Source organism: Archangium violaceum Cb vi76 (genome assembly GCF_000733295.1).
GTDB lineage: Bacteria > Myxococcota > Myxococcia > Myxococcales > Myxococcaceae > Archangium > Archangium violaceum.
The window spans coordinates 1-14,820 of sequence record NZ_JPMI01000282.1 but is presented as its reverse complement, the minus strand read 5'-3'; the positions used below and the strand labels follow the sequence as shown (position 1 = coordinate 14,820).

Here is a 14,820-nt window from a genome sequence, read left to right as displayed (position 1 = left end):
GAGGCGGGCGCCCGGAGCAGAAGAGAAGGGGTGGGGGATGAACTTCTCGGCGGTGAGCTCGGGACGGCCGAGGTAGCCACGCGCCAGGCCGACACCCCCCAGGCACAGCTCGCCGGGGACACCGGGGGGGACGGGTTGCAGGTGCTCATCGAGCACGTAGGCCTCGAGGTTGTGGAAGGGGCGGCCGATGGAGACGCGGCGAGGATCCACGTCATCGGTGGAGGTGGCGACGATGGAGACCTCGGTGGGGCCGTAGAGGTTGACGAAGCGGCGCCCGGGCTTCCAGCGGGCCACGAGCTCCGGGGGAAGGGCATCGCCGCCAGCGGACACGGTGTGGAGGGACTCGAGACCCTGCGGCTCGAGGAGGGCGAGCAGGGCGGGAGTGAAGAAGGCGGTGTTGATGGCGTGCTCGCGCAGGAAGTCCCGCAGGGGCGCGCCGGGCGCGAGCTGGTCACGCGGGGTGAGGAAGAGCTGACCACCGGAGACGAGGGTGGGGAGCATCTCCCAGATGGAGGCGTCGAAGCCGGTGGAGGCGTAGGGCAGGACGCGGGAGTCAGGCCCGAGCCGCATGGAGTCGATGCCCTGCAGGACGGTGTTGAAGAGGCCGCGGTGGTGCAGGAGGGCACCCTTGGGGCGGCCGGTGGAGCCGGAGGTGTAGATGACGTAGGCGAGGTGGTCGCCGTCGGGGGTCACCTCGAGGTCATCCCCGGAGAAGGAGGAGAGCCGCTCGGAGAGGGCGTCCATCCGGAAGGAGGGGACGTCCACGTCGAGGGAGGAGTGGGTGAGGAGGAGGGAGGGACGAGCGTCGGAGAGGATGAACGAGAGGCGCTCGTTGGGGAGGGACGGGTCGAGGGGAAGCCAGGCGGAGCCAGCCTTGAGGGTGGCCAGGAGGGCGACGACGAAGTCCGTGGAGCGCTCGAGGTGGAGCGCGACGAGGGAGTCGGGGCCAGCGCCGAGGGAGCGCAGGAGGCGGGCGAGCTGGTTGGAGCGGGAGTTGAGCTCCGAGTAGGAGAGCCGGGAGCTGGAGGAGAGGAGGGCGAGCGCATCCGGAGCGCGGCGCACCTGAGCCTCGAAGAGGCGGTGGACGAGCGGGTGCTGGGGCAGTGCGCGGGGGGCGGGGCTCCACTCGACGAAGAGCTGGTGACGCTCGGCGCCGGTCAACAGGGAGAGCGAGGAGAGAGGCGCATCCGGCTGGGAGAGGACGGAGGAGAGGAGCATCCGCAGGTGGCTCACCATGCGGACGGCGGTGTGGTGCTCGAAGAGGTCGGAGCAGTACTCGAGAGTGCCGGTGAATCCCTCGGGGCCCTCGAAGAGCGAGAGGGTGAGATCGAACTTGGAGGGGAGCTCGCCAGGAGGAATGGCGCGCAGGGAGAGACCCGGCAGGTCGATGTCCGAGTGAGGCGCGTTCTGCAGGGCGAACATCACCTGGAAGAGAGGAGAACGGCTCAGGTCGCGAGGAGGACGCAGTTCCTCGACGAGCTTCTCGAAGGGGATGTCCTGGTGGGCGAAGGCTCCGAGGGTGGTCTCGCGCACCTGGTGCAGCAGCTCGCGGAAGGTGCTGACACCGGAGAGGCGAGCACGCAGGACGAGGGTGTTGACGAAGAATCCGATGAGCCCCTCGAGCTCGGAGTGGCGGCGGCCGGCGATGGGTGAGCCGACGGAGATGTCGTCCTGGCCCGAGTAGCGCGAGAGCAGAAGCTGGAAGGCGGCCAGCAGGGCCATGAAGGGAGTGACGCCTTCACGCTGGCAGAAGGCCGTGAGGGACTCGGAGAGGGCCTTGGGCAGGTGGACGTCGAGGTGTGCACCGCGGTGACTCTGGACGGAAGGCCTGGGCTTGTCGGTGAGCAGCTCGAGAGCAGCGGGAGCGCCGGAGAGCTGCTGCTTCCAGTAGGAGAGCTGCTGTTCGAGGGCGGCGCCTTGCAACCACTGACGCTGCCACACGGCGTAGTCGGCGTATTGCAGGGGCAGCTCGGACAGGGGAGATGGCTGGCCGGAGGAGAAGGCCTGGTAGAGGGAGGCCACCTCGCGCACGAGGATGCCCATGGACCAACCGTCGGAGACGATGTGGTGCATGCAGAGGGCGAGGAGGTGGAGTTGCTCCTCGAGCTTGAAGAGGGAAGCGTGCAGCAGCGGGCCATGCGTCAGGTCAAAGGGGCGCATGACGGCATGGGAGGCAAGACGGCGGGCCTCCTCCTGGCGCTCCGCGGGAGGCAGGGAGGAGAGGTCCACGAGGGACAGGGGCAGGGACGCCGTGGGAGCGATGCGCTGGACGGGCTGGCCCGCTTCGGAGGCGAAGGTGGTGCGCAGGGCGTGGTGGCGGCGGACCAGCTCAGCGAAGGCGCGCTGGAGAGAGACCTCGTCCAGAGCGCCCTCCAGGCGCAGGACGTAGGGCATGTTGTAGGCGGAGGAACCGGGCTGGAGCTGGTCGAGGAACCACAAGCGCTGCTGAGCGAAGGAGAGCGGCAGAGGGCCCGAGGTGTTCGCCGGCGTGAGGGAAGGCGCCAGGAGCGAGGCACTGGACTGGAGGGCGGAGCTCAGGTGAACCGCGAGAGCGGCGACGGTGGGGGCCTCGAAGAGGGCACGCAGGGGCAGCTCCACCTGGAAGGCGGAGCGGATGCGGGAGACGACCTGGGTGGCCAGGAGGGAGTGGCCACCGAGCTCGAAGAAGTTGTCGTGAATGCCGATGCGCTCGGTGTGCAGCACCTGGGACCAGATGTCGGCCAGGCGCCGCTCCAACTCGTCGCGAGGAGCGACATAGGCCGCCGTTGACTGGAGCGAGGAGGCCTCGGGAGCGGGAAGCGCCTGGGTGTCCACCTTGCCGTTGGGCGTCAGGGGCAGGGACTCCAGGGACACGAAGGCGGAGGGCACCATGTATTCGGGCAAGGTGCCCTTGAGGAAGGTGCTCAGAGCCACGGAGGTGAGCTCGGGGGACGCGCCACCCTCACCCCGTCCCTCTCCCGGAGGGCGAGGGGAAGTGGGCACGACGTAGGCCACGAGGCGCTTGTCACCCGAGTCCTGGCGCACCACGACGATGGCCTGGCGCACGGAGGGGTGGGCACGCAGGGCGGACTCGATTTCACCCAGCTCGATGCGGAAGCCGCGCAGCTTCACCTGCGAATCGAGGCGGCCAAGGAACTCGAGTTGGCCGTCCGGCAGCCAACGCGCCTTGTCACCGGTGCGGTAGAGGCGGGCACCCGGAGACGAGGAGAAGGGGTGGGGGATGAACTTCTCGGCGGTGAGCTCGGGGCGGCCGAAGTAGCCACGCGCCAGACCATCGCCGCCCAGGTACAGCTCACCAGGCACACCGGGAGGTACGGGTTGCAGGTGCTCGTCGAGGACGAAGGCGGTGGTGTTGGAGATGGGACTGCCGATGGGGACGGAGGAGGCGTCGGGCGCAACGGACTGGATGCGGTACCAGGTGGCGAAGGTGGTGGACTCCGTGGGGCCGTAGACGTTGAGGAGACGAGAGGGCGGAGCAGCCTCGAGGACATGGCGCACGGAGGTGACGTCAATGGCCTCACCGCCGACGAGGAGGTGCCGCAGGGAGGAGAAGGAGGAGGGCGAGAGGGCGGCGATCTGGTTGAAGAGGGCCGTGGTGAGGAAGAGGGTGGAAACGGAGTGGGCGCGCAGGGTGGCGCCGAGTTCCAGGGGCGAGAGGAGTTGCTCGCGAGAGAGGATGACGAGGCGAGCACCGGAGAGCAGCGCCCCCCAGACCTCGAAGGTAGCGGCGTCGAAGGCGGTGTTGGAGGCGTGCGCGACGCAGTCCTCGGGGGTGAAGCGGACGTAGTTCGTGGAGAGGACGAGACGCAGGACGCCGAGATGGGGAACGGCGACGCCCTTGGGCCGACCCGTGGAGCCCGAGGTGTAGATGAGGTAGGCGAGGTTGTCGGAGCCAGAGCCTGAAGGCGGGGCGTGGCGTGGCTGCTGGGCAAGGGCCGAGGACTCGGAGTCCAACAGGAGGAGGCGAGCCGAGTGAGAAGGCAGCCGAGCCTGGAGTGACTGGAGGGTGATGAGGACCCGGGCAGAGGAGTCCTCGAGCATGAAGGCCAGGCGCTCGGAGGGGTAGGAAGTGTCGAGGGGCAGGTAGGCGCCACCCGCCTTGAGGGTGGCGAGCATGGCGACCACCATGTCGGTGGAACGCTCGAGCAGCAGGCCCACCATGGCCTCGGTACCAACGCCCAGGGAGCGCAGGTGCCAGGCGAGCTGGTTGGCGCGCTCGTCGAGTTCCCGGTAGGTGAGAGTCCGCGCGCCCTCCTGGAGGGCGATGGCGTCGGGAGTGAGGCGAGCCTGGGCCTCGAAGTGGCCGTGGATGGAACCGTGGCGCGGGTAGTCCGTGCGCGTCTGGTTCCACTCCACCAGCACCCGCTGGCGCTCGGCCTGGGACAGCAGCGTCAGCTGCGCCAGTGGCTTCTCCGGAGACTCCACCACCTGCCGTGCCAGCTCGGCCAGGTGCTCGGCCATGCGCGCCACGGTGTCGTGCTCGAAGAGCTCCGCGCAGTACTCGAGAGTGCCGAAGAAGCCCTCGGGGTTGTCGACGAGGGACAGGATGAGGTCGAACTTGGAGGCCACCTCATCGGGCATCAACGGGCGCAGGGAGAGTCCCGGCAGGTCGATGGTCGATTGAGGCGCGTTCTGCAGGGCGAACATCACCTGGAAGAGGGGAGAACGGCTCAAGTCACGCGGAGGCTGCAACTCCTCGACGAGCTTCTCGAAGGGGATGTCCTGGTGGGCGAATGCACCGAGGGTGGTTTCACGCACCTGGTGCAGCAGCTCGTGGAAGGTGCTGACACCGGCGAGGCGAGCACGCAGCACGAGGGTGTTGACGAAGAAGCCGATGAGCCCCTCGAGCTCGGAGTGGCGGCGGCCGGCGATGGGCGAGCCGACGCTGATGTCGTCCTGGCCCGAGTAGCGCGAGAGCAACACCTGGAAGGCGGCCAACAGGGTCATGAAGGGAGTGACCCCCTCGCGCTGGCAGAAGGCCTTGAGCGACTCGGAGAGCTCCTTGGGGAGATGGACCTCGACGAGGGCACCGCGGTGGCTCTGGACGGAGGGACGAGGCTTGTCGGTGGGCAGCTCCAGCGCGCTGGGCGCATCGGCCAGCTGGTGACGCCACCAGTCGAGCTGCTGCTCGAGAGCGGAGCCCTGGAGCCAGTTGCGCTGCCAGACGGCGTAGTCAGCGTATTGCAGGGGCAGCTCGGGCAGGGGAGAGGGCTGGCCCGAGGAGAAGGCCTGGTAGAGAGCCGCCATCTCGCGCACGAGGATGCCCATGGACCACCCGTCGGAGACGATGTGGTGCATGGAGAGGGCGAGCAGGTGCAGTTGCGCCTCGAGCTTGAAGAGGGAGGCGTGCAGCAGTGGGCCGTGGGCCAGGTCAAAGGGCCGCATGACGGCATGAGAGGCCAGACGGCGGGCCTCCTCCTGGCGCTCGGAAGGAGGCAGGGAGGAGAGGTCCACGAGGGACAGCGGCAGGGAGGCGGAGGGAGCGATGCGCTGGACGGGCTGGCCGGCCTCGGAGCCGAAGGTGGTGCGCAGGGAGTGGTGACGGCGGACCAGCTCGGTGAAGGCGCGCTGGAGAGAGGCCTCGTCCAGAGCGCCCTCCAGGCGCAGGACGTAGGGCATGTTGTAGGCGGAGGAGCCCGGCTGGAGCTGGTCGATGAACCACAGGCGCAGCTGGGAGAAGGAGAGAGGCAGGGGGCCCGAGGTGTCCGCCGGAGTGAGGGGAGGTGCCTGGAGCGCGGCACCGGACTGGAGAGCGGAGCCCAGGTGGGCGGCGAGGGCGGAGACGGTGGGCGCCTCGAAGAGGGCGCGCAGGGGCAGCTCCACCTGGAAGGCGGAGCGGATGCGGGAGACAACTTGAGTGGCCAGGAGCGAGTGGCCACCCAGCTCGAAGAAGTTGTCGTGGATGCCAACGCGCTCGGTGTGGAGCACCTGGGCCCAGATGTCGGCCAGGCGCTGCTCCAGCTCGTTGCGAGGAGCGACATAGGCCGCGGCCGACTGGAGCGAGGAGGTCTCGGGCGCGGGAAGCGCCTTGGTATCCACCTTGCCGTTGGGAGTGAGGGGCAGGGACTCCAGGGACACGAAGGCGGAGGGCACCATGTACTCGGGCAAGGTGCCCTTGAGGAAGGTGCTCAGCTCCACGGAGTTGAGCTCGAGGGCCGCGCTACCCTCACCCCGTCCCTCTCCCGGAGGGCGAGGGGAAGTGGGCACGACGTAGGCCACGAGGCGCTTGTCACCCGAGTCCTGACGCACCACCACAATGGCCTGGCGCACGGAGGGGTGGGCGCGGAGCGCGGACTCGATTTCACCCAGCTCGATGCGGAAGCCGCGCAGCTTCACCTGCGAGTCGAGGCGGCCGAGGAACTCGATTTCGCCATTCTCCAGCCAACGCACCTTGTCACCAGTGCGGTAGAGGCGGGCGCCCGGAGACGAGGAGAACGGGTGCGGGATGAACCTCTCGGCGGTGAGCTCGGGGCGGCCGAAGTAGCCACGCGCCAGGCCATCGCCGCCCAGGTACAGCTCACCAGGGACACCAGGAGGTACGGGTTGCAGGTGCTCGTCGAGGACGAAGGCGGTGGTGTTGGAGATGGGACTGCCGATGGGGATGGAGGATGCGTGAGGCGCGACGGAACGGGCGAGGTAACAGATCGCGAAGGTGGTGGATTCAGTGGGGCCGTAGCCGTTGACGAGGCGAGCAGGAGGAGCGGCCTCGAGGACGCGGCGCACGGAGGTGACGTCAATGGCGTCACCTCCGACGACGAGATCGCGGAGAGAGGAGAAGGAGGAAGGTTCGAGAGAGGCGAACTGGTTGAAGAGGGCGGTGGTGAGGAAGAGAGTGGAAACGGAGTGGGCGCGCAGGGTGGCGCCGAGCTCGTGGGGAGAGAGGAGCTGCTCGCGAGAGAGGATGAGGAGGCGAGCGCCGGAGAGCAGCGCACCCCAGACCTCGAAGGTGGCGGCGTCGAAGGCGGTGTTGGAGGCGTGAGCGACGCAGTCCTCGGGGGTGAAGCGGATGTAGTTCGTGGAGAGGACGAGACGCAGGACGCCGAGGTGGGGAACGGCGACACCCTTGGGGCGACCCGTGGAGCCCGAGGTGTAGATGAGGTAGGCGAGGTTGTCGGAACCAGCACCTGAAGGCGGGGCGTGGCGTGGCTGTTGGGCAAGGGCCGAGGACTCGGAGTCCAACAGGAGGAGGCGAGCCGAGTGAGAAGGCAGCAGGGCCTGGAGGGACTGGCGGGTGATGAGGACCCGGGCGCAGGAGTCCTGGAGCATGAAGGCCAGACGCTCGGAGGGGTAGGAGGTGTCGAGGGGCAGGTAGGCGCCACCAGCCTTGAGGGTGGCGAGCATGGCGACCACCATGTCGGTGGAACGCTCGAGCAGCAGGCCCACCATGGCCTCGGTGCCGACGCCCAGGGAGCGCAGGTGCCAGGCGAGCTGGTTGGCGCGCTCGTCCAGCTCACGGTAGGTGAGGCGTTGCTCGCCCTCCTGCACCGCGATGGCATCCGGAGTGAGGCGGGCCTGGGCCTCGAAGTGGCCGTGGATGGAGCCGTGGCGCGGGTAGTCCGTCTGTGTCTGGTTCCACTCCACCAGCACCTGTTGGCGCTCGGCCTGGGAAAGCAGTGTCAGCTCCGCCAGTGGCTTCTCGGGAGTCTCCACCACCTGCCGCGCCAGCACGGCCAGATGCCCGGCCATGCGCACCACGGTGGACGGCTCGAACAGCTCCGTCGCGTACTCGAAGGTGCAGTACAGCCCGTCGCTCCTCTCCAATACCTCGAGCGTCAGATCGAACTTCGTCGTATCCGAGTTGATCTTCACCCCGTTCAGTCGCAAGGCGGCCATTTCGGCCTGCGGTGGGGGCACGTTGACGACGTTGAGCAGCACCTGGAAGACGGGAGAGCGGCTCAGGTCCCTGTGCACCTGGAGCGCGTCCACCAGACGCTCGAAGGGAAGCTCCTGGTGGGCCAGGGTCTCCAGCGACGCCCGCCGCACGCGCGTCAACAACTGCCGGAAGGACGGAGCCCCGTCCAATGAGGCGCGCACCGCGAGCGTGTTGATGAAGCACCCAATGAGGCCTTCCGTGCCCGGATGGTGACGGCCGGCCGTGGGCAGACCCACGGCGAAGTCCTCCTGGCCGCTGTAACGGCTCAGCAGCGTCTGGAAGAGCGCCATCATCACCATGAAGGACGTGGAGCCCTCACGCCGCCCCAATGCCAGCAGCGGCTCGGAGAGCTCCCGAGGCAGCAGGAACGGGTGCTGGGCTCCCTTCTGGGCCTGGACGGCCGGACGGGGCTTGTCGGTGGGCAGCTCCAGCGGCGGAACGCCCGCGAGCCGCTGCTTCCACCAGACGATCTCCGACTCCATCACCGCGCCCTCGAGCCACTTGCGCTGCCACACGGCGAAGTCCGCGTACTGGAGCGCCATGGGCGGCAGCGGCGAAGGCTGCCCGGCGCAGAAGGCGGTGTAGAGCGCCACCAGCTCATCGGCCAGCACCAGCGAGGACCAGGCATCCGAGACGATGTGGTGGAAGACCAGGCTGAGGATGTGCTCCTCGGTCTCCAACCGCACGAGCAGCGCGCGCAGCACCGGACCCTTCTCCAGATCGAAGGGCAGCAGCAGGTGCTCGCGACACAGGCGGAGGGCCTCGGACTCGCGAGCCTCGGACGTGGAGGCGTTGGGCTCCACCAGGGGAATGGACAGCTCAATGCCCGGATGGATGAGCTGGATGGCGCCCTGCTCGGTGAGGGTATAGGTGGTGCGTAGCGCCTCGTGACGGTGCACCACTTCCCGCAGCGCGCTCTGGAGGGCGGATACGTCCAACGGACCGCTCAGGCGGTACGCGACACCGTTGTTGTACGCCGCGCTCGTCGGCTCGAACTGCTGCAGGTACCACAGCCGTTGCTGGGCGAAGGAGAGCGGCAGGGGCTCGTTCCTCGGCGCGTGAGGAATGGGCGGAGGCGTGGAGGCTCCCGCCGGGGGGGCGGCCGGCACGACGGCGGCGGGGCGCCTGGCGCGGGCCGGGGGAGCACTCATGGGCTCCAGGCCCCCGTCCGTGCGCATGCGCACATAACGGCCAGTGCGGTAGAGGCGCTCGGAGGCGCTCAGCGGATGGGGCACCCAGCGCTGGTGGTCCTCACTGGAGGCGCGCCACAGGTTCTGCGGCAGACCGGCGCCGTACAGCGCCAGCTCGCCCACGACTCCGGACGGCACCGGTTGGCCGGACTCGTCCAGCACCCAGCGCTGCACTTCCGAGGGCAGCTCCTCCTCCGGCGTGCGCGGCACCAGCGAGCCGTCCGCCACCACACTCCGCCTCAACACCGGCACCCCAGCCGCCTCCTGCAGCGCCCGGGCGAGCTCCGCGGAGCTCTCCTCCAGCACCAGGGCCTTCACCGGCTCCAGGGCCCGCCGGGCATCGGGCAGCTCCGACAACGTCCGGGCCAGCCGAGCCGAGGCGTGCATCATCACCCCGCCCGAGCTGCGAGCCAGCTCCACCAGGGCGTCGACGCCCTGCCGGCTCTCCACCAGCACCTGCTCCTGGCGTCCGGCGGCGAGCTCCTCGCCGCGCTGGCGCACCTCGGCCAGCTTGCGCAAGCCCTGCATCACGGTGGGCGTGTCCAGGCCGAAGTCGATGAGGCACGCCACCTCGTCCACGTCCGCCAGGCGCACCTCCTCCAGGCGCTTCACCCCGCTCTCCACCGAGCCGATGAGGCCCGCGTGGTAGGCGTAGTGCTCGAAGCCGCGCTCCAGGATGACCTGTATGTCGGCCTCGGGCACCTTGGCGATGTCGCCCTTGAAGCCCTGCAGCGCCGCCAGCGAGGCGACGATGTCCACCGAGCCACGGAAGTAGCCCAGCAGGGGCTTGTGCACCGTCTCCAGCACCTCGCGGTCATCGTCGCCGATGAAGGTGTGGAGCATGGCGGTGATGTGGCCGCGGCCCGGGTGGCCGTTGCGGCGCCAGGCCTCGCGGTAGAGGCCCACCTTGGCCTTCAGCTCCTCGAAGGAGTGGGCGAACAGGCCGGTGAGGACACCAGCACCCAGCTCGCCGGCCATGCGGAACGTCTCGGGGTTGGAGGTGGCGGTGAGCCAGATGGGCAACTCGCGCTGCACGGGCAGCGGGCGCAGGCCCACCTCCACTTCCACGCCTCCGCCGCCCCGGCGCTTGAGCTTCTCGCCGCGCCAGACGGCTCTCAGTGTCTTCAGGTTCTCCAGGAGGATGTTGCGCCGGTTCTCGTAGTTGTGGGGCGCGTACGAGAAGTCCTGCACGTGCCAGCCGGTGGCGACGGAGACGCCAACGCGGCCGTTGGAGAGGTTGTCGGCCACGGACCACTGCTCGGCCACCAGGAGCGGGTCATGCAGGGGCAGCACCACGCTGCCGGCGCGCAGGCCCAGGTTGCGCGTCACCGCGGCGACGGCGGAGGCGAGGAGGGCGGGCTGGGGGTAGATGCCGCCGAAGGCATGGAAGTGGCGCTCGGGCGTCCAGACGGCGGAGAAGCCGTTGGCGTCGGCGAACTTCGCCGCCTCCATCAGCAGCTCGTACTTGGAGCCGCGCATGGCGTCCTCGTCATTGGCGAAGAACATGAGGCTCAAGTCGACGGCGCGGGAGCGGACGTTTTCGCCGCGCAGGTGCAACAGACTCGCGGACACCTCCTGGGAGGGGAAGAGCACGCGCAGGCCGCGGGAGAGGGCCCACAACCACTCCAGCTCCGGGCGCTCCACCGCGTTCTCCGCGGCGGCCAGCCAGGTGCTGCCCTCGGATGGCTTCAGCCGTGCATCCAGGGTGTCGAAGAGGTGCAGCAGGCCGCCGTGGGAGAGAACCCAGGCGGGTTGCGAGGCACCGGCGGGCAGCAGCCAGGCCGGGTCCTCCGGACGCACGGAGGCCTTCGCCCCAGCCGAAGCCGGGGCGTCCTCGAGGGACTCCACGTGCAGCACGCGCGAGGGCTCCAGGCGCTGGGCGGTGACGAGGCCGCGCCAGGTGAGCAGCACGGGGGCACTGGCTCCTTCGGGCGCGTAGTGGGGCAGGCTTCCGAGCTCGGAGGGCGCCAGGGTGACGACGGAGGCACCCGCCTCCATCACGCCCCAGAGAGCGAGCAGCTTCTCGGGCGAGGGCTCGAGGCAGACGACGACGGGCTCACCGTGCTTCACGCCCAGGGCGTGCAGGCGGGCCGCCAGACTCCGGCTTCGGGTCATCAGCTCGCCCAGGGTCCAGGTCCGCCCGTCCCGCACGACGGCCACTGCCCCGGGTGTGCTCTCCGCGCGCCGTGCCAGCAGCTCGGGCACGGTGGGCGAGGTGGGCGTGGGCTGGGGCTGGAGCCACTGTTGCCGCTCCTCCCCGGTGAGCAGGGGCAGCCGGGAGATACGCTCGTCTGGCCGGGCCAGGCCCGCGGTCAGCAGCACCCGCAGGTGCTCGAGGATGCGGCGCGCGGTGGAAGCGTCGAAGAGCTCGGTGGCGTACTCCAGAGCGCCACCCAGCTTGCCGGGCTCCTCTTGCAACACGAGGGTGAGGTCGGAAAGCGTGGTGCCCCACTGCACGGGGGTGCCTGGCACCTCGACGAAGTGGGCGCGCAGGCCGGGCATCTGCTGCGGGTTGCCGGCCGCCGTATGGAGCACGAAGACGCTGTCCGTCATGCGTCCGCGGCCGATGTCGTGCTGGGGAAGGAGCTCCTCGACGAGCTGCTCGAAGGGCACGTCCGGGTGGTTCTGCGCGCCCAGCAGCACCTCGCGAACGCGGGCGAGCAGCTCGCGGAAGGTGGGGTCACCGCTCAGGTCCGTGCGCAGCGCCACCGAGTGGGCCACGTAGCCGATGAGGGACTGCAATTCGGGGCGGGTGCGGTTGGCGATGGGCGTGCCGACGACGATGTCCGTCTGCCCGCTGTAGCGGTGCAGCAGGGCCTGCCACGCGGCCAGCAGGATGATGTAGGAGGTGAAGCCCTCGCGCCGGCCGAAGACCACCATCTCGTTGGCGAGCGCGGAAGGGAAGTCCACGGACATGCGTTCCGAGGTGAGCGGGCAGATGGCGGGCCGGGGCCTGTCCGTGGGCAGGTTCAGCCGGGGCGGCATGCCGGCGAGCCGCTGGCGCCACCACTGCTGCTGCTCGGCGAACAGGTTCTCGCTCACATTGCGGAGCTGCCAGTGGCCGAAGTCCGCGTATTGCAGGGGCAGGGCCGGCAGCGGCGAGGGCTTCCCCTCGCTCATGGCCACGTAGAGCGCGGCCATCTCCTGGACGAAGATGAGGACGGAGAGCGTGTCACTGACGATGTGGTGGTGGGTGCACATCAGGACGTGGACGTCCTCGCGCAGCCGCAGCAGGGTGGTGCGCAGCAAGGGACCCTTCACCAGATCAAAGGGCCGTGCCGCGTCCTCGCGAGCCAGGCGCATGGCCTCGGCCTCGCGCTCCTCGGGAGTGCCGTCGAGCACCAGCACCTCCAGGGGCACGTGCATCTTCGCGTGGAAGCTCGGCACGGGGCGGCCGTCGACGGTGTCATAGGTGGTGCGCAGCACCTCGTGACGCTGGACGACCTCCTGGATGGCGCGCTCGAGCAGCCGCGCGTCCAGGGCACTCTCCAGACGGAGGACGAAGGGGATGTTGTAGGCGGACAGGCCCGGGAGGAACTGCTCGAGGCGCCAGGTACGCTCCTGCACGTAGGAGAGCCGCAGCTCGCCGTCGCGCGTCAGGGGCGCCAGCGCGAGGGTCTTCTGCTGGGTCTGCTGTTGCTGGGGAGCGGATTGCAGCAGGGCTTCGATGCGGGCGGCGATGCCGGCGACGGTGGGGCTGTCGAAGAGGTCCGCCAGGGGGAGGTTGACCCCGAAGGTGTCGCGCATCTGGGTGAGCATCTGCGCGGCCAGCAGCGAGTTGCCGCCGAGCTCGAGGAAGCTGTCGTCGCGGCCGACGTATTCCAGGCCGAGGCGAGCGCGCCAGAGGGCGGCCACGCGCTCCTCGATGTCACCGCGAGGCATGTCCTCGCGGCCGGCGGGGACCACCGCGGGCGCGGCCACGGGGGCAACGGGGACGGCCGGAGTGGAGGGCGTGACGGCGGTGGCGGCAGGCGCGATCGGAAGCGCGGTGGCGGGCCGAGCCACGGTGGGAACATCGTCCACCCAGCAACGCTTCTCCTGGAAGGGGTAGGTGGGGAGGGAGAGACGCAGGCGCCGCTCGCGGGCGTAGAAGGCCTTCCAGTCCACGGACAGGCCATGGGCCCACGTGTCGCCCAGCGCTTGCAGCAACACGGCGTGCTCCGAGGCGGAGCTGCCCTGTCGGCGCAGCGAGGGCAGTGCCTTCACCTTGCCGCTCTTGCTGTCCAGGTTCGCGCGCACCAGGGCCGTCAAATCCTGCCCGGGGCCCACCTCCAGCAGCAGGCTACAACCCTCGCTCAGCAGGGCCTCCACGCCCGAGGCGAAGCGCACGGGCTGGCGCATCTGCCGGGCCCAATAGCCCGGGTCCATCACCTCTTCAGCCGTCGCCCAGGTACCGGTGAGGCTGGAGACGAGCCGCGCCTTGGGGGCCGAGCGCTCCAGCGAGGCCACCACGCGCAGAAGCTCGGGCATGAAGGGCTCGACGTCGGCGGAGTGGAAGGCATGGGCCGCCGGCAGCCGCAGCGTGCCCACGTCACGGCGCTTCAGTTCCTCGGTGAGGTGCTCCACCTCGGCGATGGGGCCGGAGATGACGCAGCGGCCGGGAGCGTTGAGGGCGGCCAGGGACAGGCGGCCGGAGAGCAGCGGACGCACCTCTCCCTCGGAGAGGCCCACCGCGAGCATGGCGCCCGGAGCCATGCCCTCCATCAACTGTCCGCGCGTCACGGCCAGCCGCAGCGCATCCGCCAGGGAGAAGACGCCCGCCAGGCACGCGGCGACGTACTCGCCATAGCTGTGGCCTAGCAGGGCGTGAGGCGTCACCCCCCAGCCCATCCACGTGCGGGCCAGGGAGTACTCCACGGTGAACAGAGCGGGCAGGGCCACGCGGGGGTGGGACAGCAGCTCCTTGGCGGTGGCTTCCTGGTTCGGCTCGGGCAGCAGCAGCGTGCGCACCTCGTCGCGCAGTGGCATCTCCAGCAGCCCGAGGCACGTGTCCACGTGTGCCCGGAAATCGGGCTCGGCCTGGTACAGCTCGCGGCCCATGGCCACCTGCTGTGCGCCCTGGCCGGGGAAGAGGAATGCCACGCGCAGGCGGCGGCCCGACTCCACGTCGTCCAGCGCCACGGCGGCTCCGGGCTTTCGCAGGCGCTGCACCAGTTCCGCCGCGTCACGGGCCACCACGGCCCTGCGGTGCTCGAAGCCCCTGCGGCCCAGGGCATGCGTGGAGGCCACGTCCGCCAGCGTCAGGTGCGGATTCGCCTCCACGTGCGCCGCGAGTTGGGTGCCCAGCGCGTCCAGCGCCGCGGGTGTGCGCGCCGACAGCAGTACCACCTGCTGGGCACGGAGGCTCGGCTCGCTGCTCTGCTCGGGGGCCTCCTCGAGAATGGCGTGGGCGTTGGTGCCGCCAATGCCGAAGGAGCTGACGCCCGCGCGCCGGGGCACAGGGCCGCGCTTCCACTCCCGGAGGGCCGTGTTGACGAAGAAGGGCCCCGCGTCGAAGTCGATGGAGGGGTTGGGCTGCTCGAAGTGCAGGCTGGGGGGAATCTCCCCATGGTGCAACACCAGCGCCGCCTTGATGAGGCCCACCAGGCCCGCCGCGGTGTCCAGGTGGCCGATGTTCGTCTTCACCGAGGCGATGGGAATGGTGCCCTTGTGCTCGGCGCCCAGGCCATAGGCGCGCTGGAGGGCGGCGATTTCCAGCGGATCGCCCAGGGGAGTCCCGGTGCCATGGGTCTCCACGTAACCGATGTCCTTGGACTC

The 14,820-nt window shown here is 69.7% G+C and carries 1 protein-coding gene; it reads right to left on the bottom strand.

What is annotated here, in order from left to right; genetic code table 11:
* Positions 1 to 14,820 (bottom strand): non-ribosomal peptide synthetase (locus Q664_RS39050; protein WP_043408130.1); only part of this gene is annotated, 14,820 nt, incomplete at both ends.